The sequence below is a fragment of the Duganella margarita genome, from assembly GCF_009857535.1.
GTDB lineage: Bacteria > Pseudomonadota > Gammaproteobacteria > Burkholderiales > Burkholderiaceae_D > Rugamonas > Rugamonas margarita.
The window spans coordinates 65,015-86,868 of sequence record NZ_WWCS01000001.1 but is presented as its reverse complement, the minus strand read 5'-3'; the positions used below and the strand labels follow the sequence as shown (position 1 = coordinate 86,868).

The following is a 21,854-nucleotide window of genomic DNA, read 5'->3' as shown; positions in this document are numbered from 1 at the left end:
TCCACGGAAATTTCCTGCCAAGCTGATCATTCTTCGGCAAACAGCGCCGCTTTCCAATCAAGTGCAGTGCAGCATCATTTGCAGTGACGAGGCCTGCGTCGCGCTGCTATGATTTGTTGCTTAACGTGCTGCTGTTTGGTCCAGTCAGCATTTTTACTGGTGTTTTTTTGAAAGCTCATTTATGTCCCGTCCTCAAATGCTCGTAGTCGCGGCCGCTCTTGGCCTGGCTTTCTCCCAGACTGTGCTGGCAGCCCCGGCCACCTTGGCTGGCAATCCGCTGGCCACCGCCAGCACCTTGCCGTTCCACTACCCGCAGTTTGACAAGATCAAGGACGAGCACTTTATCCCAGCCTTCAACGAAGGCATGCGCCAGCAACTGAAGGAAGTCGACGCCATCGCCAACAACAAGGCCGCGCCGAGCTTCGACAACACCATCGTGGCGATGGAAAAATCCGGCGCGCTGCTGACCCGCGTACAAACCATCTTCGGTAATCTGCAAGGCGCCAACACCAACGACAAGCTGGATGCCATCGACAGCGAAATGTCGCCGAAACTGGCCGCGCATGCCGACGCCATTTACCTCAACGCCAAGCTGTATGCACGCGTGAAATCGCTGTACGACAAGCGCACCACGCTCAAGCTGGACCCCGAATCCGAGCACCTGCTGGAACGCTACCACACCGACTTCGTGCGCGCCGGCGCCAACCTGTCGGCCGCCGACAAGGAAAAACTGAAGGCCATCAACGGCACCATCGCCAAGCTGCAAACCACCTTCACCCAGAACGTGCTGAAGGAAACCAACGCCTCCGGCCTGCTGGTCGACACGCGCGAAGAGCTGGCCGGCATGAGCCCTGCCGCCATCGATGCCGCCGCCGCTGCCGCCAAGGCCAAAGGCCAGGACGGCAAATTCCTGGTCGCCGTGGTCAACACCTCGGGCCAGCCGCCGCTGGCGGAACTGACCAACCGCGCCGTGCGCGAAAAGCTGATGGCGCTGTCGCTGGCACGCGGTAGCCATGGCGGTGAATTCGATAATCGCGACGTTGTGCTGAAGATCGCCAAGGCGCGCGCCGAAAAAGCCACGCTGCTGGGCTACGAAAACTTCGCCGCCTACTCGCTGGAAGACCAGACCGCGCACGACACCGCGTCGGTCAACAAGCTGCTGAGCGAACTGGCCAAGCCGGCCGTCAACAACGCGAAGAAAGAAGCGGCCGACCTGCAAGCCGTGGTCGATGCCGACAAGGGCGGCTTCAAGATCGACGCCTCCGACTGGGCCTTCTACACCGACAAGGTGCGCGCGCAGCGCTTCGCCTTCGACGAGAACCAGCTTAAGCCCTACTTTGAACTGAACAACGTACTGACCAACGGCGTGTTTTATGCCGCGAACAAGCTGTATGGCCTGTCGTTCAAGGAGCGCAAGGATCTGCCGGTGTACAACCCGGACGTGCGCGTGTTCGACGTGTTCGACGCCGATGGCAAGCAGTTGGCCATCTTCATCGCCGATATGTACGCCCGCTCCAACAAGCAAGGCGGCGCATGGATGAACGAGTACATCTCGCAATCGTCGCTGCTGGGCACCCACTCGGTGGTGGCCAATCACCTGAATATTCCGAAGCCGCCGGCCGGCGAGCCGACGCTGCTGACCTACGATGAGGTGAAGACCGCCTTCCACGAATTCGGCCACGCGCTGCACGGCATGTTCTCCAACGTGAAGTACCCACGCTTCTCCGGCACCAGCGTGCCGCGCGACTTCGTCGAGTATCCGTCGCAGGTCAACGAGATGTGGGCCGTGTGGCCAGAGGTGCTGTCCAACTACGCCAAGCATTACAAGACCGGCGAGCCGATGCCGAAAGAGCTGCTGGACAAGGTGCTGGCGTCGAAGAAGTTCAACCAGGGCTTCCTGACCACCGAATATCTGTCGGCATCGCTGCTGGACCAGCGCTGGCACCAGCTGACCCCTGCGCAGATTCCGACCGACGTGCTGGCGTTTGAAGCGCAGTCGCTGAAGGACATGGGCGTTGACTTCGCGCCGGTGCCGCCACGCTACCGCACTACCTACTTCTCGCACAGCTTCTCCGGCGGCTATTCGGCCGGCTACTACGCCTACCTGTGGTCCGAAAAGCTGGATGCCGACACCGTCGAATGGTTCAAGGAAAACGGCGGCCTGCAACGCAAGAACGGCGACTGGTTCCGCGCCAAGCTGCTGTCGCGCGGCGGCACCGACGATGCGATGAATTTGTTCCGCAACTTCCGTGGCCGCGATCCGGTGATCGAGCCGCTGCTGGAACGTCGTGGCCTGACCGGTAAATAATTTTAGAGAGATTTCAATGAATCGTACCAACCTCATTATCGCCGCCAGCATCGCGGCAGTATTCAGCGTCGCGCAGGCGGAACCCGCGTCGCTGCTGCCGGCATCGAATCCGTTCGCCAAGCCGAGCACCCTGCCGTTCGGCTATCCGGCCTTCGACAAGATCAAGAACGAAGACTACGCGCCGGCGTTTGAAGAAGGCATGCGCCAGAACGCCATCGAGATCGAAGCGATCGCCAACAATAAAGCCGCGCCGACTTTCGACAACACCATCGTAGCGATGGAAAAATCCGGCCAGCTGCTGTCGCGCGTATCGAGCGTGTTCGGCAACCTGTCGGGCGCCAACACCAACGACACCTTCAAGGCGCTGGAGCGCGAGCTGTCGCCGAAACTGGCCGCCCACAGCGACGCGATTCGCCTGAACAGCAAACTGTATGCGCGCGTCAAGGCGCTGTTCGACAAGCGCGACAAGCTGCACCTGGATGCGGAGTCAAAATATCTGCTGGAGCGCTACAACACCGACTTCGTGCGCGCCGGTGCGCAGCTGTCGGATGCCGACAAGGCCAAGCTGAAATCGATGAACGCTGAACTGGCCAAGCTGCAAACCACCTTCGCGCAGAACGTGCTGGAAGAAGCCAACGCCTCGGCGCTGGTGGTGGACACGCGTGAAGAACTGGCTGGGATGTCGGACAAGGCGATCGACGCCGCCGCTGCCGCCGCCAAGGCCAAGGGGCAGGACGGCAAGTTCCTGATTCCGGTGGTGAACACCACCGGCCAGGCCAGCCTGGCGGTGCTGACCAACCGCGCGGTGCGCGAGAAGCTGATGGCGCTGTCGCTGGCGCGCGGCAGCCATGGCGGCCAGTTCGATAACACGCAAGTGGTGCTGTCGCTGGCCAAGCTGCGCGCCGAGAAGGCAGCGCTGCTGGGTTATCCAAGCTTCGCCGCCTACTCGCTGGAAGACCAGACTGCGCATGATCCGGAGGCCGTCAACAAGATGCTGTCGGAATTCGCCCGCCCTGCCGTCGCCAACGCGAAGAAGGAAGGCGCCGAAATCCAGCAAGTGATCGACAAGGAAAAAGGCGGCTTTCAGCTGGCTGCGCAGGACTGGTCGTTCTACAGCGACAAGGTGCGTGCCGAGCGCTTCAACTTCGACCAGAACCAGTTGCGTCCTTATTTTGAGCTGAATAACGTCATCACCAACGGCGTGTTCTACGCGGCCAACAAGGTGTACGGCCTGACCTTCAAGGAGCGCAAGGATCTGCCGGTGTACGATTCGGACGTGCGCGTGTGGGACGTGTTTGACGCCGACGGCAAGCAGCTGGCGATCTTCATCGGCGACTACTACGCGCGTTCCAACAAGCGCGGTGGCGCCTGGATGAACGCCTACGTGTCGCAATCGTCGCTGATGGGCACCCATCCGGTGGTGGCGAATCACCTCAACATTCCAAAGCCGAATCCGGGCGAGCCGACGCTGCTCACCTACGACGAGCTGCGTACCGCATTCCATGAATTCGGTCACGCGCTGCACGGCATGTTCTCGAACGTGAAGTACCCGCGCTTCTCCGGCACCCGCGTGCCGCGCGACTTCGTCGAGTTCCCGTCGCAGGTCAATGAAATGTGGTCGGTCGATCCGGCGGTGCTGGCCAACTACGCCAAGCATTACCAGACCGGCGCGCCGATGCCGCAGGAACTGCTGGACAAGGTAATCGCGTCGAAAAAATTCAACGAAGGCTTCCGCACCACCGAGTACTTGGCGGCGTCGATCCTGGACCAGAAATGGCACCAGCTGGGCGTGTCGCAGATCCCGATGGATGTCCTGAGCTTCGAGGCGAAATCGCTGAAGGACGCCGGCGTTGACTACGCGCCGGTGCCGCCGCGCTACCGCACCACCTACTTCTCGCACGTGTTCGCGGGCGGCTACTCGGCCGGCTACTACGGCTACCTGTGGTCGGAGAAGCTGGACGCCGACACCGTCGACTGGTTCACCGAAAACGGCGGCATGCAGCGCAAGAACGGCGACTATTTCCGCAAGATGTTGCTGTCGAAAGGCGGCACCATGGACGCGATGCAAATGTACCGCAACTTCCGCGGCCGCGATGCCAAGATCGAACCGCTGCTGGAACGTCGTGGTTTGACCGAGAAGTAATCTTCTAGACGAGTAGCCTGGCCCATGGTCAGCCTATTCGCATACGATATCGCGATAGTAGTTTTTATCAGGGTATTCAGGCTGATGGCGAGGGCGTTCAGGCATGGTATAACCATGTCTGCTTGTCCAGGCCTCAATATCCGGGATGACCCCCGGCGGCTCATTGGCAGGGCATTCGTGCAGGCACAGCCAAGTATTGCCATTCATCCCGATCACGGGCTTAGGTGCATCCTTTAGTCGAGCCCACCCGATAAGCTGGCCGATGAAGTTGCCGCGCTTTGTGTACGTGGTCACATCAATATAAGGCCGCTCGTTATCGAACAGCTGCGCTGTCCATTCCCTGCAACCGACGTCACCAAGATGGCTGCCGCTTTTCCACCCTTCCTCGTATCGCTCCTGATCCAGGAAAGTACATGGGCTGGGGCCAAAGGTGAAGTTTCCCGGAATTCCTGTGACCACCTCAGATACGGAAGCGCATAGGGCTTGGTCGCCGGGTAGTCGGGCGGGACGAGCATAATAAGATCATTGAATGACAGCCGCCCGGTAAATCCGCGTAGATCGTTGTCGCCCCCGGTTACATTGCCTTCAGCATCGAAAGAAATGAGTATCGTTGCAATGGCCGGACGTTTGGGCGTCGGAAAAGTCGTCGCGTTCCGCATCAGTACGCCGCCATGCAGGCGGGGATAAGTAGAGCCCTTCCTGGCAAATCTCGCATTCATTCGCCGCGCTTCCCGATAGTCTTGTGCACGGTCCTTTTCGGGCCCGACAAATAGCAAATAGCGAACCTCCCAGTCGCGTTCGAGCCAGTCGTGTTGGTTCCTCTCAGTGAGGTCCTCTGCATGTAACGCTGTCATCAAACACATCAACAAGCCGACTAGCAAGGTTTTGATTATATGCACGGCGTCCTCCTTTTATCATGTGCGTTCAATCGTGGTTAAGCTCGTTGATATCGTCCCGGTAGTTTTTGTCTGGATACTCAGGTTGATACAGTGGTGGAACAGGCACGGGATAGTTGTGTTTGCGGGCCCATGCCTGGATGTCGTTGATAGAACCTGGCTGTTCTCCCGCTGGGCATTCGTGCAGACAGAACCAGGTCTTGCCATTCATGCCGATGATCGGTTTGGGGGCATCTTTAAAACGTGACCAGCCGACGAATTCGCCAATGAAATTGCCGCGTTTGGTGTAGGTGGTAACGTCGATATAGGGGCGTTCATCATTGAACAGCTGCGCTGTCCATTCACGGCAGCCGAAGTCGCCTGGATAACGGCCGCGTCTCCAGTCATCTTCATAACGTAGGATGTCCAGCATCGTGCATGGCCCAGGGCCGAACGTCATGTTGCCCGGAATACCCTGAGACCAGTGAAGAAGACTGTACGGTTTTTCTGCTGGCGCGCTATCACGCATCAGGACAAGATAATCCAGCACAGTTCGTTTTCCGGTGAAGCCAGATAATGCAACGTCGCTGGTCACTCTACCTTGATGGTCAAAGGTGATCAGCGCGGTAGCAATGTTTGAAGACTGTGGTGTCGCAAAGACAGCGTTTTTTTTAACCAGCGCCATCGCATCAAGATAAACGTGGTGTTTTTCCTCTTTGCCGTCATTGGCATTTTTCTCTTTCGCCAACAGCTGCCATTCCTTCTGCCGTGTTTCTGTGGTGACGTATAGAAGATAACGTATGTCCCATTGCACGTTCAGCCAGACCCGCGAATGGTCTTCATTGTTTTGTGCGTTAGCTGAGGCTTGATATATCGTGCATGCAGCAGCTAAAATGATCATTGGGTGCAGATGACTCATATTATTCCGGGTTCCCGAATCGTGATATGCAGATGGTGGGCGTGGCCCTTTTCCACCTTGCTTTGCTGGTCATTTATGTTCGCCGCACCGGTTCCATGAGTGTTGGAATTCATGTACCAAGGATCCAGTAGCTGACTCACCGCGCAGTGACGTATGAGGCCAGCACGAAGGTCGCGCAATATTTTTGGCTCACTCTTCTCCATCTCTGACACCTGTTCGCTTCTTTTTTCTGCTGCGGCATCGATAGTCTTTACATCCTTTTCACGCGTTGCCCGAGCTTTCAATTCCTGCCACTCTGCGCGCAGCGTCTTTTCTTTATCCGAGACGTATGGATTGTTGGAATGGCCTTTTAGCAGCAAGCCTATACGATTGATTTTGACTTTTTCAGTTGGTGTGGCGATGTAGCAGACGTCCAACCCAAGGCCGCGCGATGTGCAATGGAGCCATAGCAGGGGCGCCAGCATGAAGTCACTAGCATGTCGGTAATTCCCAGCTTATAGGCCTCGGTAAACAAGGATTCGAAGGCAACTGGATGGGTGCGTGTCAGGACATCTGTGGTCGTGGAAATGCCGGCAATGTTTTCTTGAGCATTACCGCCTTCTTCAAACGCAATGTTCAGCTTTTGTGCGCCGGGAAGTGCTATCTGGAGTCTGGCTGACCTGAGGCCGCGATAAATATTGCAGATGGCCTGCCTGACTTCAGCTGGCGTGTCGGTCGCCAACAATTTTTGGGCTTCGGCTTCTGAATAGCGATGAGAGATGGCCATCCAGATGTTGCCGGTCAATGGGGCTTGATAACAGTCCAAACCCGGTGAGCAACTCGTTGAAGGTTGGCCAATGACTGGTCGAAGATCGGCGTGCAGGCCTGTTTTTTCAGTGATCCTTATCAGTACGTTATTGTTGCCTACCTCTACCGCATAGACTGGTGTGCTGCGATGATCTGGATGGACGTCGCTGTTGAGATAAAGGGCAACCTTGCTCCCGATATCGACGATGCGCTTGATCTTCCTGGTGCCGTCGAGCTTGCCTAGCTTGCTCTGTATTTTTCCGTTGATAGAAACAAGATAGGGAATGGTGACGCCAGCATCGGTGGCCTTTGTGTCGAATTCGTAGCAGACCTCGCGCTTGGCGCTGACGGGGACTGCCTTGACGGTGGCGTTGGCGTCGAGACTGGCGGCGGCATCACTCATCGCTGGCCTCCGTTTCCAAGTCCGCAGGCGGTCTTCATGCCGTCGACTGCAGTGCCGATGCAGGCGTAGGTATGGAAGTCCAGCCCTTCAGGAAAGGTTCCCTTGCATTGCGGGCAGAAGGTGTTGTACCCCAGCTGCGCCACCGCGCGGCCGTTGGTGGTGACCAGTTCGTTGCCTTCGAAAACTTCGCCGCGATGGGAGGTCGGGTCGCGTTTGCAAATAACGGCGCGCATCATGAGCTTCTCCAGGGAAAAGAAATCACTGTAGAGCAGCGGCGCGCCGCCGATACTGATTTGGCACAAAGGCTCGGGTGAAGCCTCGCACTGGAATAGACGCCGATACCTTCGACTGGTTCAACGAAAACGGTGGCATGCTGCTCAAGAACGGCGACTAGTTCAGCAAGATGCTACTGTCCAAAGACGGCCGTATGGACGCGATGCGAAGCTCGAGCTGTTGGTGGAGCGCCGGATTGATCGAGAAGGGGACGTCACGACGGGACCGATGGGCTTCGGTCCCGTCGTCAGATTTTGGAATACTCAGTCTTCATCCATCTCGTGCAGATCGTCGTAGTAGTTCTTGTTTGGATATTCAGGCTGATATGGCGGTGGAACAGGCATCGGGTAGCGGTGCTTCCGGGTCCATGCCTTTATGTCGCCAATCACGCCGGGCGTTTCTCCGGCTGGACATTCATGCAAGCAAAGCCAGGTTTTGCCATTCATGCCGATGACCGGTTTGGGGGCATCTTTGAAACGGGACCAGCCGACGAATTCGCCAATGAAGTTGCCGCGTTTGGTATAGGTGGTAACGTCGATGTAGGGACGTGCGTCATTGAACAGCTGCGCAGTCCATTCACGGCAGCCGAAGTCACCTCGTTTGTCGCCGCTCCTCCACTCATCCTCGTAACGCAGGGTATCGAGCATCGTGCATGGCCCCGGTGCAAAAGCCAGGTTGCCCGGAATACCTTGCGCCCAGAACAGCAATTCATAGGATTTTGCCATCGGCGCTGTGCGTTGTACCAGTACGAGATTTTCTAGCGCCGATAGTTTCCCCGAGAATTTACGCAATTCGCCGTCAGGAGTCGTGACGTCGCCTTGCTGGTCGAAGGTGATGATGCCGGTGGTGATGGTTCGCGCGCCAGGGGTGACAAAATTGGCTGTCGGTTTGATCAGTTCCAATGCGTCGAGATAGACGTAGCTTTTGCCTTTTTTCCCATCCAGCGTATTCTGTAATTTTGCCAATCTATAGCCTTCGGCATAGCGTTGCTGGGTATTGGTGAACAAAAGATAACGCACTTCCCAGGGAACATTGAGCCACCGCCGTGAAGGTGAGTCATCTTGCAATCCTGCGGCCTGAATACTGTCTTGTAGGAGTAACAGGCTGAAAACAACCATGCCAGTTTGCTTATTCATATATCTTGGGCTCTCTGATGGTGATATGTAAATGATGGGCATGCCCCTGTTCGGTTTTGCTCTGCTGTTCATTGATGGACCGGCTGGTATTGCTGTGGGTGTTTAAATCGATGTACCAAGGATCTAATAGATGCCCAACAACTGGCTGGATGCGTAGGCCTTCTCGTAGGGCACTCATCACCTTGGGCTGGGTTTTGTCCATCTCCTCGACGCGCTCATTGCGCTTGTTGCGCGCGGCTTGCGTGGCCTCCTGATCGGATTTATTGTTAGCGTGTGCTTGCAATGCCAGGGATTCGTTGCGTAATTTTTTTTCTGCATCCGAAACATATGGATTGTTAGAGTGTCCTTTAAAAAGCAAGCCGATACGATTGATTTCACTTTTTGAGTGGGCGTGGCGATGTAGCAAACGTCGAGTCCGAGGCCGGCGCGGTGCGCGATGGAGCCGTAGCATGGGCGCCAGCAAGAGGTGATCAACATGTCAGTAATACCCAGCTTGCTGGCCTCCTTGAACAGGGCCTCAAATGCCCATGGATGCGTGCGTGTCAGGACATCTGCTGTTGTGGAGATGCCAGCAATGTTTTTCTGTGGATTGCCGCCCTTTTATTCGGGCCGCGTGTCGACGGTGTGCCGATGACTGGCCGAAGATCGGCATGCTGGCCGGTTTTCTCTGTGATCCTGATCAGCACATGTTTGTTGCCCACCTCTACCGCATATACCGGTGTCTGCGATGATCCGGATGGACGTCGCTGTTGAGATAGAGGGCAACCGTGCTTCCCACATTGACCGTGCGCATGATCTTCCTTGAGCGGTCAAGCTTGTTCAACTTGCCGTCGATTTTTCCGTTGATCACAACCAGATAGGGTATTGCCACGCCAGCATCCGTAGCCTTTGTGTCGAATTCGTAGCACACCATGCGCTTGGCACAGACAGGGACTGTCTTGACGGCAGCGCTGGCGTCGAGCTTGCAGGCGGCGTCAGTCATCGTGGATCTCCGTTTCCCAGTAGAGATGGACAGTGTCAGGAGTATGACTGCTGACATGCTGGGTGTAGCCATCTTGATCCGTGACGCCGCGTACGATGCTTCCGTCGGGGAGTTCGATACGGTATGGCAGGCCGGCGACCGGCTGACCGGTGATTTCGTCGACGGCGCGGAAGGCGCCGCTGTATTGCGCGCGATCCTTGGTGACGGGGGCGGCGCTGCTGGCCGGCACCGCTCCGCCGCCGCCATCGTCAATCACCATCTGCTGCTGGGTGGCGATCAGCTTGGCGCCGCAGGCGGTCTTCATGCCGTCGACGGCGGTGCCGATGCCGGCATAGGTGTGGAAGTGCAGACCTTCGATGATGGGAAAGGTGCCCTTGCATTGCGGGCAGAAGGTTTTGTGACCAAGCTGCGCCACCGCGCGGCCGTTGGTGGTGACCAACTCGTTGCCTTCGAGGACTTTGCCGCCGTGGGAGGTCGGGTCGCCCTTGCAGATGACGGCGCGCATCATGAGCTTCTCCAGGGAAAAGGAGTCACTGTAGAGCAGCGCTGCGCCGCCGATACTGATCTGGCACAAAAGCTCGGGTGAAGCTTCGAACTCAAATAGACGCCAGCACCGTCGACTGGTTCATCGAAAACGGCGGACATGCTGCGCAAGAACGACGACTACTACGCAGGATGCTGCTGTCCAAAGGCGGCACCATGGACGCGATGCAAATGTACCGCAAGGGGATAAGTAGAGCCCTTCCTCGCAGCTCTCGCGTTCATTTGCTCCGCTTCCCGGTAGTCTTTTGCCCGGTCCTTTTCCGGGCCGACAAATAGCAAATAGCGAATCTCCCAGTCGCGTTCGATCCAGGCGTGTTGTTCCGCTTTGGTGAGATCCTCTGCGTGTGACGATGCCATCAAACACATCAACAGACCTGCCAGCTGAATTTTGATTCTATGCATGATGTGCTCCAAGTGTGTGTCAATCGTGGTTGAGCTCTTGAATATCGTCCTTGTAGTTTTTGTTTGGATATTCAGGTTGATACAGCGGTGGAACAGGTAGGGGATAGTTGTGCTTGCGGCCCCATGCTTGTATGTCGTTGATGATACCTGGCTGTTCCCCTGCCGGGCACTCATGCAGACATAGCCAGGTTTTGCCATTCATGCCGATGATCGGTTTTGGCGCGTCTTTAAAGCGCGACCAGCCGACGAATTCACCGATGAAATTGCCGCGTTTGGTGTAAGTGGTAACGTCGATGTAGGGGCGTTCGTCATTGAACAGCTGCGCAGTCCATTCACGGCAGCCGAAGTCTCCAGGATAATCACCAGTTTTCCAATCGTCCTCGTAGCGAATTTTATCCAGGAAGATGCATGGACTTGGTCCGAAACTTGAATTTCCGGGGATCCCCTGCGCCCAATACACCAAGTCGTATGGCTTGGTATGATTCACATTTGGTCGAACCAATACTACATGTCCTAACTCTGACAGCTTGCCAGCGAACCCGCGTAATCTTTTATCATTGGTAATCAGCCTTCCGGCTTCATCAAAACTCAGCAATGCAGTAGTAATTGTTTCAGCATTTGGCGCGGCAACAAGGTTGGTCGTGGGCAGTAGTTCTTGGCTGTTGAGATAAATAAACTGTTTTTTCTTTGTCGCATCAAGCAGGTTGTTGCGTTTAGCTAAGCGAATGGACTCGGCTTTGCCGGCTACTGTGTCTACGAATAATAAGTATCGAATTGACCAGCGCACATCAATCCAAGTGATAGAGGGATCTTCATCAGACGCACTGGCGCTATTTGTAAAGATTGCTTGTACCAGAACGGCCGAAATGGCGGTACACAGAAATAGATCTTTAGTCATAAATTTTGGCGTCCTTAATAGTGATATGCAGATGGTCTTTATGAATTCTTTCGTTATCGCTTGATTGCGCGTTAGTTTTTTGGCTCTTAGAATCTTTCGTATTTAATTCGATATACCAAGGATCTAGAATTTGTTCGACTACTTCCAATGCTTGCAGTTTCCGACGAATGCTTCGAATAAGTTGAGGTTCATTTTTCTCCACTTCGTTTTCCCAACTGTCGCAGTTGGCCTTGGCGGCTTCCCTGGTTTCCTTATCGCGATGAAGTTTTTCTTGGAGCCGAGCATTGGTACACGCAGCTAACAGTTCTTTTTCATGAGTTGTTATATTCGGATTGTCAGAAGTGTTGGGCACCGTTAAGCCGACACGATTGATATTTATTCGTTTGTTTGAAGTGGCGACGACGTCTATGTCGATGCCGAGTCCGGCCCGGTGTGCAATGGAGCCTAAAGAAGGTCGCCAACATGATGTAATGTGCAATTGAGAAAGCTGTGTGTGACGCGCCATATCAAACAAAGCCATAAATGCCCAAGGATGCGTCCTGGGAAGTACGTCATTTAAGAGGGAGCAACGAGAGATATTGGCTTGGGGGTTGCCTTGATTGATGAAGCTGACGTGTAAAACTCCGTTTTCCACGCAGAGCGGTATGTCTAGCTTTCCTACCCCTAATCCTCGGTAAATGCTGCAAACTGCTTTCCGGACAACAGGGTCGGTATTGGCAGGCAATAATGCATTAGCCTCCGCCTCGGTGTACTTGTGCGATATAGTCATCCATACGTTGCCCGTTAGCTTAGCTGTATAGAACTCAGTATCCGGACTGAGTGAAAGCGTAGCAGGAACCGGCTTGAGTGTTGGTGGATCAGGATCGTCATTGCCGGTTTTTTCTGTGATCTTCACAGAAACGTTTTTGTCGTTGACGGTTACTTCATATACAGGATTGCGACGGTGGTTGGGGTGAACGTCGCTGTTGAGGTAAAGCGCTACCTTGCTACCGGCTTCTACGGTGACAGCGATCTTACGGTTTTCGCGGCTGAGTCTTCTCGGTTTGTCCGGCCCCCGGACTTTGCCGTTGACGATAACTACGTAAGGTATAGCTAGGTCGGCTCTGGTTGCTTTAGTGTCGAACTCGTAGCTTACTCTGCGCTGGGCGTGAACCGGAACCGTAGTGACGCTTGCATTGGTGTCAAGTGTACTGCTGGTAGCATCATTCATCGCTGGACTCCGTTTCCCAGTAGAGCTTGACGGTGTCCGGATTGTCGCTGCTGACATGCTGGGTGTGGCCGTCTTCATCGGTCACGCCGCGCACGGTGCGGCCGTCGGGCAGTTCGATGCGGTAGGGCAGGCCGGCGACCGGTTGGCCGGTGGTGTCGTCGACGGCGCGGAAGGCGCCGCTGTATGGCGCCTGTTGCTTGGTGGGTGCTGCGCTGTTGGCCGGTGCGGGCGCGCTGTCCGTCGCGCCACCGCTGCTGCCGCCATCGTCGATCATCATCTGCTGCTGGGTGGCGATCAGCTTGGCGCCGCAGGCGGTCTTCATGCCGTCGACTGCGGTGCCGATGCCGGCGTAGGTGTGAAAGTCCAACCCTTCGATAATGGGAAATGTTCCCTTACATTGCGGACAGAAAGTCTTGTGCCCCAGCTGCGCCACCGCGCGGCCGTTGGTGGTGACCAACTCGTTGCCTTCGAGGACTTTGCCGCCGTGGGAGGTCGGGTCGCCCTTGCAGATGACGGCGCGCATCATGAGCTTCTCCAGGGAAAAAGAAGTCACTCTAAAGCGCCGCGCTGCCGGCTATACTGATCTGGCACAAAAGCTTGCGTTAAGCATCACACTGGAATGTCGGCCACTTTGTGTACAATCGTCCCAGCCTTTGATTTTTGAGTACGATATGAACAACCAACTACACGGCGTAACGCTGGAAGCGATAGTGACCCGTCTGCAGGAACACTACGGCTGGGAACAACTGGCGCAGCGGATCGAGATCAACTGTTTCATCAGCGATCCCAGCATCAAATCCAGCCTGAAATTCTTGCGCAAGACGCCGTGGGCCAGGACGCAGGTCGAAGACCTGTATCTGGCCACCACATTCTAAACAGGGAACGATTATGGACAGCAATCTGAAAACCTCGCTCAAGAGCCTGCACGCCAATCTGGCCAATGCCGGTCCGGTCGATGAGGAATTGCAGGAACTGCTGCGACAGCTCAACGGCGATATCCAGGCGCTGCTCGAGCGCGGCACCGAGCCGGCCCCCGGCGAGTCCACCACGTACGGCCTGGCGGAGCGCTCGCAGGAGCTGTCGGCCAAGTTCGCCGCCAAGCATCCGACGCTGGAGTCGGGCCTGCGCGAGCTGGGCACGATCCTGTCAAACATGGGCATTTGATATCGTTTTCGCACAAGTGTTTGAAAAGTAAAAGGAAATTCACGACCGCGTGAGCGGAACGGGGCTAACTCCGGTACAATACGGCCCCATATGAACCCCCCTACCAATTTATTTGCGGCCGTCCCGAAGCGGTCTGCCCGCGCTGCTGTAGCGCCTTTCCTGCCGATGACCCGTCAAGAGATGGACGTGCTCGGCTGGGACCAGTGCGATGTCATCCTGGTGACCGGCGACGCCTATATCGACCATCCGAGTTTCGGCATGGCCCTCGTCGGCCGCCTGCTGGAAGCCAACGGCTACCGGGTCGGCATCATCGCCCAGCCGGACTGGCTGTCGGTGGACGCCTTCCGCGCGCTGGGCAAGCCGCGTCTGTATTACGGCGTCACCGCCGGCAATATGGACTCGATGGTCAACCGCTACACCGCCGACCGCAAGCCGCGTTCGGATGACGCCTACACCCCGAACGGCGAGCCGAACAAGCGTCCGGACCGCGCCGTCACGGTCTACGCCCAGCGCTGCCGTGAAGCCTTCCCCGGCATTCCGGTGGTGATCGGCTCGATCGAAGCGTCGCTGCGCCGCATCGCCCACTACGATTACTGGTCGGACAAGGTGCGCCGTTCGGTGCTGTTCGAGTCCAAGGCCGACATGCTGATTTTCGGTAACGCCGAACGCGCGCTGGTCGACCTGACCAAGCGCATGGCCGATGGCGAGCCGATCAAGAGTATCCGCGACCTGCGCGGCACCTCGTTCCTGGTGCCGGCCGGCTGGATGCCGAATGAAGAGTGGGGCGTGCACAACAGTACCCGGGTGGATACGCCGGGCAAGGTCGACAAGCATATCGATCCGTACCTGATGGTCGAGCCGAATTCGTCGACCTGCGCCACCAGCAACGATCCCAACGCCAAGCCGGGCGAGGAAACCAATCCGGCCATGGTCGAGCCGACCAAGGCTGCCGCCGAACCGGCGCCGCCGCCGCCGGCGCCGTCCGAATACAAGCCGATCCGCATCATGAGCCGCGAAGAACGCCGTGCCATGGAGCTGGAAAAACACCACAAGACCGTGGTGCGCCTGCCGTCGTTCGAAACCGTGGCCAGCGATCCGGTGATGTATGCGCACGCCTCGCGCGTGTTCCACCTGGAGTCGAATCCGGGCAATGCGCGCGCGCTGGTGCAGGGGCACGGCGACCGCGACGTGTGGATGAACCCGCCGCCGCTGCCGCTGCAGATGGACGAGATGGACAACGTCTACGACATGAACTACGCCCGCGCGCCGCACCCGAGCTACGGCGGCGCCAACATCCCGGCGTGGGAAATGATCCGCTTCTCGGTCAACATCATGCGCGGCTGCTTCGGCGGCTGCACCTTCTGCTCGATTACCGAGCACGAAGGCCGCATCATCCAGAGCCGTTCCGAGCCGTCGATCCTGCGCGAAATCGAGCACATCCGCGACAAGACCAAGGGCTTCACCGGCATCATTTCCGATCTCGGCGGCCCGACCGCGAATATGTATCGCCTGGCCTGCAAGGACAAGGAAATCGAGACCACCTGCCGCCGCCTGTCGTGCGTCTACCCGTCAATCTGCGTCAACCTGGGCACCAACCACAATCCGCTGATCAAGCTGTACCGTCGCGCGCGCGCCATCCCGGGCATCAAGAAGATCCTGATCCAGTCCGGCCTGCGCTACGACCTGGCGGTGCGTTCGCCCGAGTACGTCAAGGAACTGGTGACCCACCACGTCGGCGGCCTGCTGAAGATCGCGCCCGAGCACACCGAGAGCAATGTGCTGAGCAAGATGATGAAGCCGGGTATCGGCGCTTACGACGAGTTCAAGGCGCTGTTCGAGAAGTATTCGCTGGAAGCCGGCAAGAAGCAGTACCTGATTCCGTACTTCATCGCCGCCCACCCGGGCGCCACCGATGAGGACATGCTGAATCTGGCGCTGTGGCTGAAGAAGAACAACTTCCGCCTGGACCAGGTGCAGACTTTCATGCCGACGCCGATGGCCATGGCCAGCGCCATGTACCATTCGCGCCGCAATCCGCTGCACAAGGTCACCGAGGATTCGGAAGAGGTGTTCACGCCGCGCAGCCTCAAGCAGCGCCAGGCACACAAGGCTTTCCTGCGTTATTACGATCCGAAGAACTGGCCGATCTTGCGTGACGCCCTGCGCAATATGGGCCGTGGCGATCTGATCGGCACCGGCGAGCGCCATCTGATTCCGCCGTACACGGTGGGCGAAGAGAACTTCAAGGCGTCGCAAGGCAAGCGCGCGATGCCGATGCTGGCGCCGGGCGAAGGCCGTCGCGAGCGTGGTGCGCCGGTTGGCAGCCGCGGCAAGCCGAATGCCCTCACCGGTTCGCTGACGGCGCGCGCCACGATCGAGACCAAGGCCAAGCCGTCAATTCTGGATACCATCAAGGTCAAGAAGGCGCCGCCGGCCGCCGCGCCGGCCAAGGGCGGACGCGGCGCACCACCACCGCGTGGCCGCAAGTAAGCTTACGCAAGTAAGCGACGCAAATCAGCAAAAGCACCCCCCGGGGTGCTTTTTTTTACATAAATTCTCAAAAGAAATGTTGTTGGATGACCGTATCGGCTTAATAACGTGGATAATTCAGTTCTGCTCGTGCGATCGTCGCCATACTGACGGGCTACACTGTCGGCACCGCAGACCTTCTCTGTGAACTGGAAGACCATGAAAAACTTTAAATTCTCCTCCCTCCTGCTGGTGCCGCTGTTTGCCGTGCTGGCCGCATGCGGCGGCGGTGGCGGCGGCGGTAGCAGCACGCCTGCCACCGTGACGCTGAAAAGCATCGCCGTTACGCTGAATTCGACCACCATCCCGGTCACCACCTTCCAGGATGCAACCGCCACCGGCACCTATTCGGACGGCACCACCAAGGCGCTGACCGTGGCCGGCGGCCTGGCCTGGGCCACCAAGAGCGGCAACGCCGCGATCGCGTCGGTGGCCACCGCCACCGGCCGCGTCACCGGCGTGACTGTCGGCACCGAAACCATCAACGCCACCCAGGACGGCGTGACCGGCTCGGTCACCGTCACCGTCACTGCGCCGTGGAAAGAAGTCTCGGCCGGTGGCTTCCAGACCATCGCCCGCCGCGCCGACGGCAAGCTGTACGCCTGGGGCCAGAATATTTGGGGCCAGCTGGGCGACAGCAGCACCGGCGACCGCACCGCACCGGTGGTGGTCAGCAATGGCGCCGCCACCACCGCCTGGACCAAGATCGCGGTCGGCGAACAGTTCGCCATCGGCCTGCGCGCCGGTACCGGCACCACCGCCGGCGGCACGCTGTGGGCATGGGGCCTGAACAGCAATGGCCAGCTGGGGCTGGGCGACCAGGTCAACCGCTCGGTGCCGACCCTGATCGGCAAGGATACCAACTGGGTCGGGGTCTGGGCCGGCAAATATCACGTGGTGGCGCTGAAGACGGATGGCACGCTGTGGGCCTGGGGCCGCAACACCGAAGGTCAGCTTGGCGACACCAGCGTGCTGGTTCGCACTTCGCCAGTCAAGGTTGGCGGCCCGGATAAAAGCAATACCGCGACCTACACCGCAGCCAGCGCTGGCGGCACCCATACGATTGCAATCCAAAAAGACGGTTCGCTCTGGACGTGGGGTGATAACACTAGCGGCCAGTTGGGCAATGCATCGACTGGTGGCACTGTGCTGAGTCCGGCGCATATCGGTAGCCTGACCTATAACTCAATATCGGCCGGCGCCAACCACTCGATGGCAATCGACACCACGGGCAAGCTGTGGGCCTGGGGGGCCAACAGCGCGGGCCAGCTGGGCAACAACGCCAGCGCCGGCGGCACCCTCAATGTGCCGACCCAGATCACCACCGACAGCGACTGGACCATTGTCTCGGCCGGCGGCGCGCACACGCTGGCGGTGCGCACCAACGGCACGCTGTGGGCCTGGGGTGCCAACAGCGACGGCCAACTGGGCGACGGCAGTGGCATCGACCAGATTGCGCCGACCCAGGTTGGCACCGACCGCACCTGGATCAGCATCAGCGCCGGCGGCGCGCATAGCGCCGGCCTGAAAGCTGATAACTCGCTGTGGACCTGGGGCCGTAACGCCAGTGGCCAGCTGGGCAACGGCAAGATGGTGACCTCGACGGTGCCAGTCAGCATCGCCAACCCGAACTAAGCAGTTTCGCTCTACGCAACGGACGGCAGGCGCCAGCCTGGCCGTCCGTTGCTTTTTGTGCTGTCGGCTTGGTATAAAGCAGCGTTGGTCCGGGGGAAGCGGCTACACTAGAGCCACTGCTATTGTCCCGGGAACTCTGTGACTGTGCGTTTTTCCGCCCTTGCCGCGCTGTGCGCCGCTGCCGCCTTGCTGCTGGCTGCGGTGCCGGCCTTGGCGCTGGAACAAGTTACCCTGCAACTCAAGCACGTCCACCAGTTCCAGTTTGCCGGCTACTATGCCGCGCAGGAGCTGGGCTATTACCGCGACGCCGGGCTGGACGTGCGGATTCTCGAAGGGACGGACGGCAACGCGCCTGAGCGTGACGTGATCGCCGGCAAGGCCGAATACGGCACCGGCAGCAGCAGCCTGCTGCTGGCGCGCATGGCCGGCAAGCCGGTGGTGGTGCTGGGCGTGATCTTCCAGCATTCGCCGTATGCGCTGGCGATGCGCCAGAGCGGCGCCGAGCCCGACATCCGTCGTCTGATCGGCAAGCGCGCCATGATCGGCTCCCTCACCGACGACCTCGGCAACGCCGACGAGCTGCTGGCCTACCTGACCAAGGAAGGCGTGCCGTCCACCAGCTTCCAGCGCGTCGAGCACAGCTTTAATCCGGATGACCTGATCAGCGGCAAGGTCGACGCCATGGCGATCTACACCACCAACGAGCCGGACACGTTCGACCGCCTCGGCTTTCCGTATGATATCTACAGCCCGCGCGCGGTCGGCATCGACTTTTATGGCGACAACCTGTTCACCAGCGAGCAGGAGCTGGCCAATCACCCGGCGCGGGTGAGCGCCTTCCGCGCCGCCAGCATGCGCGGCTGGCAGTGGGCCATGAGCCATCAGGAAGAAGCGGCGGATATGATACTGAGCAAGTATTCCCGCCGCAGCGACCGTCAGCACCTGTTGTACGAAGCGCGCCAGATGGTGCCGCTGGTGCAGCCGGTGCTGGTGGAAATCGGCTACATGAATCCGGACCGCTGGCAGCATATCGCCGACGTCTACGCCGGGCTGGGCATGATGCAGCGCCAGGCTCGCTTCGACGGTTTTATGTACCGGGTCGACACCAGCCGGACCAGCCTGGCCTGGCTGTACCGGCTGCTGGTGGGCGTGGTGTTGCTGCTGGTGCTGGGCGCCGCCATCCACTTCAGCTTGCTGGCGCGTGAACGCAAGCGTGCGCTGGAAACCATCCGCCACGGCGAGCAGCGCTTCCGCACCATGTTCGAGGCGTCGCCGCTGGGCATCGCGCTGATCGATTCGATCACGTATGAATACCGCGATATCAATGCGCGTTATCAGGAGATACTGGGCCGTTCGCAGCACGAACTGCGGACCCTGCGCTGGCTGGAAGTGGGCCATCCGGACGACGTGGTGCAGATCAAGGCGCAGATGGCGCTGCTGACCACGCAGCAGATCAGCAGCTTCAAGGCGCTCAGCCGGTTGTTCCGGCCGGACGGCACGGTGACCTGGATTGATGTCTCGGTCAACGCCATCGAGCCCGAGGCCGGCAGCCATCCGCACCACCTGTGCATGATCGAGGACGTCACCGCCAAGAAGCAGAGCGAGACGCTGATCTGGCAGCAGGCCAATTTCGACACGCTGACCCAGTTGCCCAACCGCCGCATGTTCCTCGACCGGCTGGCGCACGACATGCTCAAGAGCCAGCGCGACCGCTCGCGCATCGCCGTGCTGTTCATCGACCTCGACCACTTCAAGGAGGTCAACGACACGCTCGGCCACCAGCAGGGCGACGTGCTGCTGATCGACGCCGCGCGCCGCATCAGCGCCTGCGTGCGCAAGTCGGATACGGTGGCGCGCCTCGGCGGCGACGAATTCACGGTGATCCTCACCGAGCTGGAGGCGGCCGACCAGGTCGAGCGCATCGCCCAGGCCATCCTCGACCGGCTGCGCCAGCCCTTCGACCTGGGCCCGGAGCAGGCGTTTGTCTCGGCCAGCATCGGCATCACGCTGTATCCGGACGACGCGCTCGATATCGACGACCTGCTCAAGCACGCCGACCAGGCCATGTATGCGGCCAAGGGCGCCGGCCGCAACCGCTACAGCTATTTCACCCCGACCCTGCAGGTGGCGGCGCTGAACCGCATGCGTCTGACCAGCGATCTGCGCGGCGCGCTCAAGAGCCAGCAGTTCGCGCTGTATTTCCAGCCGATCGTGCACCTGGGCAGCGGCGCCATCCACAAGGCCGAGGCACTGATCCGCTGGAACCATCCGCAGCGCGGACTGGTCAGTCCGCTGGAATTCATCCCGCTGGCCGAAGCGAGCGGGCTGATCGTCGACATCGGCGAATGGGTGTTCCACGAATCGGCGCGCTGGGTGCAGCGCTGGCGGCAGCAGGTGCATAGCGAGTTCCAGGTCAGCCTGAACCAGTCGCCGCTGGAATTCCAGCGCGAAGGCAGTTCCTACCAGGGCTGGCTGGCGCATTTGCAATCGCTGGCGCTGCCCGGCCAGTCGCTGGTGGTGGAGATTACCGAAGGGCTGCTGCTGGACGCCAGCAGCGCGGTCAGCAACCGCCTGCTGCAACTGCGCGACGCCGGCATCCAGGTCGCGCTGGACGACTTCGGCACCGGCTACTCGTCGCTGTCCTATCTGAAGAAGTTCGATATCGACTACCTGAAGATCGACCGTTCCTTCACGCGCAACCTGGCGCCCGACTCGAGCGACATGGCCTTGTCGGAGGCCATTATTGTCATGGCCCACAAGCTAGGCCTGAAAGTCATCGCCGAGGGCGTGGAGACGCCCGAACAGCGCGACCTGCTGGCCGCCGCCGGCTGCGACTATGGCCAGGGTTATCTGTTTGCCAAGCCGATGCCGGCCGACCAGTTCGACGCCTTCCTGCGCGATAATGCTATGCCGCGTGCAGCTTCGATAGTCAAAGCCAATTGAAACTATTGGAACAATCAATTTTGCAAATGGTGGGAAAAGCCTTACACTGGCGTCTCAATGATTCACAACCCAACGAGGAAACCACAATGTCCCTGATCAATACTCAAATCAAGCCATTTAATGCCACCGCTTACGTAGACGGCAAATTCATCGACCTGACCGAAGAGTCGCTGAAAGGCAAGTGGTCCGTTCTGATGTTCTACCCAGCCGACTTCACCTTCGTGTGCCCAACCGAACTGGAAGATCTGGCCGATTTCCAACCTGAATTCGCCAAACTGGGCGTGGACGTCTACGGCGTGTCGACCGACACCCACTTCGCGCACAAAGCATGGCACGACACCTCGGACGCGATCAAGAAAGTGAACTACCCACTGATCGGCGACCCAACCGGCAAACTGTCGCGTAATTTCGAAGTGATGATCGAAGAAGAAGGCCTGGCACTGCGCGGCACCTTCGTCATCAATCCAGAAGGCTTCATCAAAGTGATGGAAGTGCACGACAACGGCATCGGCCGCGACGCTTCGGAACTGCTGCGCAAAGTCAAAGCAGCGAAATACGTGGCCGAGCACCCAGGCCAGGTTTGCCCAGCTAAATGGACCGAAGGCGCAGCCACCCTGACCCCATCGCTGGACCTGGTCGGCAAGATCTAAGTCTTGAGCAAGACTGCAGCACACAAGTAGTTACCGCGATGCCGGACCGGGCGTC

The 21,854-nt window shown here is 58.7% G+C and carries 21 protein-coding genes; 8 read left to right on the top strand and 13 right to left on the bottom strand.

Translation table 11 applies throughout. From position 1 onward, the window contains the following. Positions 1-181: 181 nt before the first annotated feature. Positions 182-2,308 carry a M3 family metallopeptidase gene (locus tag GTP55_RS00380; RefSeq protein WP_229257681.1) on the top strand — a complete coding sequence of 709 codons (2,127 nt, stop codon included), beginning with the start codon at positions 182-184 and terminating at the stop codon, positions 2,306-2,308. 16 nt (positions 2,309-2,324) lie between these two features. After that, positions 2,325-4,451: a M3 family metallopeptidase gene (locus GTP55_RS00375; protein ID WP_161043039.1), complete on the top strand. Its 2,127-nt coding sequence runs from the start codon at positions 2,325-2,327 to the stop codon at positions 4,449-4,451. A 290-nt stretch (positions 4,452-4,741) separates the two neighbouring features. Here GTP55_RS00375 and GTP55_RS00370 read toward each other — a convergent pair whose 3' ends face one another. From GTP55_RS00370 to GTP55_RS00315, 13 genes are all read right to left on the bottom strand, one after another. Next, positions 4,742-5,350 (bottom strand): hypothetical protein, encoded by a 609-nt coding sequence (locus GTP55_RS00370; RefSeq protein ID WP_161043038.1) that lies wholly within the window; start codon positions 5,348-5,350, stop codon positions 4,742-4,744. A 25-nt stretch (positions 5,351-5,375) separates the two neighbouring features. Next, complete coding sequence (locus GTP55_RS00365) at positions 5,376-6,245, bottom strand: hypothetical protein (RefSeq protein ID WP_161043037.1); 870 nt, start codon at positions 6,243-6,245, stop codon at positions 5,376-5,378. Next, entirely contained in the window at positions 6,242-6,661 is a 420-nt protein-coding gene (locus tag GTP55_RS00360; RefSeq protein WP_161043036.1) for a hypothetical protein, read from the bottom strand. The genes GTP55_RS00365 and GTP55_RS00360 overlap by 4 nt, the downstream gene beginning before the upstream one ends. After that, positions 6,607-7,434: a hypothetical protein gene (locus GTP55_RS00355; RefSeq protein WP_161043035.1), complete on the bottom strand. Its 828-nt coding sequence runs from the start codon at positions 7,432-7,434 to the stop codon at positions 6,607-6,609. Before GTP55_RS00355 ends, GTP55_RS00360 begins: the two co-directional genes overlap by 55 nt. Beyond that, positions 7,431-7,670, bottom strand: coding sequence for a PAAR domain-containing protein (locus tag GTP55_RS00350; RefSeq protein WP_161043034.1), 240 nt, complete (start codon positions 7,668-7,670; stop codon positions 7,431-7,433). Before GTP55_RS00350 ends, GTP55_RS00355 begins: the two co-directional genes overlap by 4 nt. 300 nt (positions 7,671-7,970) lie before the next feature. Further along, positions 7,971-8,843 (bottom strand): hypothetical protein, encoded by an 873-nt coding sequence (locus tag GTP55_RS00345; protein WP_161043033.1) that lies wholly within the window; start codon positions 8,841-8,843, stop codon positions 7,971-7,973. Further along, positions 8,836-9,249, bottom strand: coding sequence for a hypothetical protein (locus GTP55_RS00340; RefSeq protein WP_161043032.1), 414 nt, complete (start codon positions 9,247-9,249; stop codon positions 8,836-8,838). Before GTP55_RS00340 ends, GTP55_RS00345 begins: the two co-directional genes overlap by 8 nt. 297 nt (positions 9,250-9,546) lie before the next feature. Then, positions 9,547-9,825 carry a hypothetical protein gene (locus GTP55_RS29700; protein ID WP_229257680.1) on the bottom strand — a complete coding sequence of 93 codons (279 nt, stop codon included), beginning with the start codon at positions 9,823-9,825 and terminating at the stop codon, positions 9,547-9,549. Continuing rightward, a complete protein-coding gene (locus GTP55_RS00335; RefSeq protein ID WP_229257679.1) occupies positions 9,818-10,333 on the bottom strand; it encodes a PAAR domain-containing protein in 516 nt (171 codons plus the stop codon). Before GTP55_RS00335 ends, GTP55_RS29700 begins: the two co-directional genes overlap by 8 nt. A 158-nt stretch (positions 10,334-10,491) precedes the next feature. Beyond that, positions 10,492-10,770 (bottom strand): hypothetical protein, encoded by a 279-nt coding sequence (locus tag GTP55_RS00330; protein ID WP_161043031.1) that lies wholly within the window; start codon positions 10,768-10,770, stop codon positions 10,492-10,494. 19 nt (positions 10,771-10,789) lie between these two features. Further along, entirely contained in the window at positions 10,790-11,668 is an 879-nt protein-coding gene (locus GTP55_RS00325) for a hypothetical protein (RefSeq protein WP_161043030.1), read from the bottom strand. Next, positions 11,661-12,878 carry a hypothetical protein gene (locus tag GTP55_RS00320; protein WP_161043029.1) on the bottom strand — a complete coding sequence of 406 codons (1,218 nt, stop codon included), beginning with the start codon at positions 12,876-12,878 and terminating at the stop codon, positions 11,661-11,663. The genes GTP55_RS00325 and GTP55_RS00320 overlap by 8 nt, the downstream gene beginning before the upstream one ends. Next, entirely contained in the window at positions 12,871-13,404 is a 534-nt protein-coding gene (locus GTP55_RS00315; RefSeq protein WP_161043028.1) for a PAAR domain-containing protein, read from the bottom strand. The genes GTP55_RS00320 and GTP55_RS00315 overlap by 8 nt, the downstream gene beginning before the upstream one ends. A gap of 145 nt (positions 13,405-13,549) precedes the next feature. Here GTP55_RS00315 and GTP55_RS00310 point away from each other — a divergent pair, with 145 nt between their 5' ends. The 6 genes from GTP55_RS00310 (at position 13,550) to ahpC (ending at position 21,799) form a co-directional block, all read left to right on the top strand. Beyond that, positions 13,550-13,753 (top strand): VF530 family protein, encoded by a 204-nt coding sequence (locus GTP55_RS00310; RefSeq protein ID WP_161043027.1) that lies wholly within the window; start codon positions 13,550-13,552, stop codon positions 13,751-13,753. 13 nt (positions 13,754-13,766) lie between these two features. Continuing rightward, on the top strand, positions 13,767-14,042 hold the full coding sequence (locus GTP55_RS00305; RefSeq protein ID WP_161043026.1) for a DUF4404 family protein: 276 nt from the start codon (positions 13,767-13,769) through the stop codon (positions 14,040-14,042). Positions 14,043-14,132: 90 nt separating this feature from the next. Beyond that, positions 14,133-16,532, top strand: a complete 2,400-nt coding sequence (locus tag GTP55_RS00300; protein WP_161043025.1) for a YgiQ family radical SAM protein — start codon at positions 14,133-14,135, stop codon at positions 16,530-16,532. Positions 16,533-16,730: 198 nt separating this feature from the next. Then, positions 16,731-18,206: an RCC1 domain-containing protein gene (locus GTP55_RS00295; RefSeq protein ID WP_161043024.1), complete on the top strand. Its 1,476-nt coding sequence runs from the start codon at positions 16,731-16,733 to the stop codon at positions 18,204-18,206. 138 nt (positions 18,207-18,344) lie between these two features. After that, entirely contained in the window at positions 18,345-21,149 is a 2,805-nt protein-coding gene (locus GTP55_RS00290) for an EAL domain-containing protein (RefSeq protein WP_161043023.1), read from the top strand. Between the two features lie 86 nt (positions 21,150-21,235). Beyond that, complete coding sequence (ahpC, locus tag GTP55_RS00285) at positions 21,236-21,799, top strand: alkyl hydroperoxide reductase subunit C (RefSeq protein WP_161043022.1); 564 nt, start codon at positions 21,236-21,238, stop codon at positions 21,797-21,799. Positions 21,800-21,854: the final 55 nt, after the last annotated feature.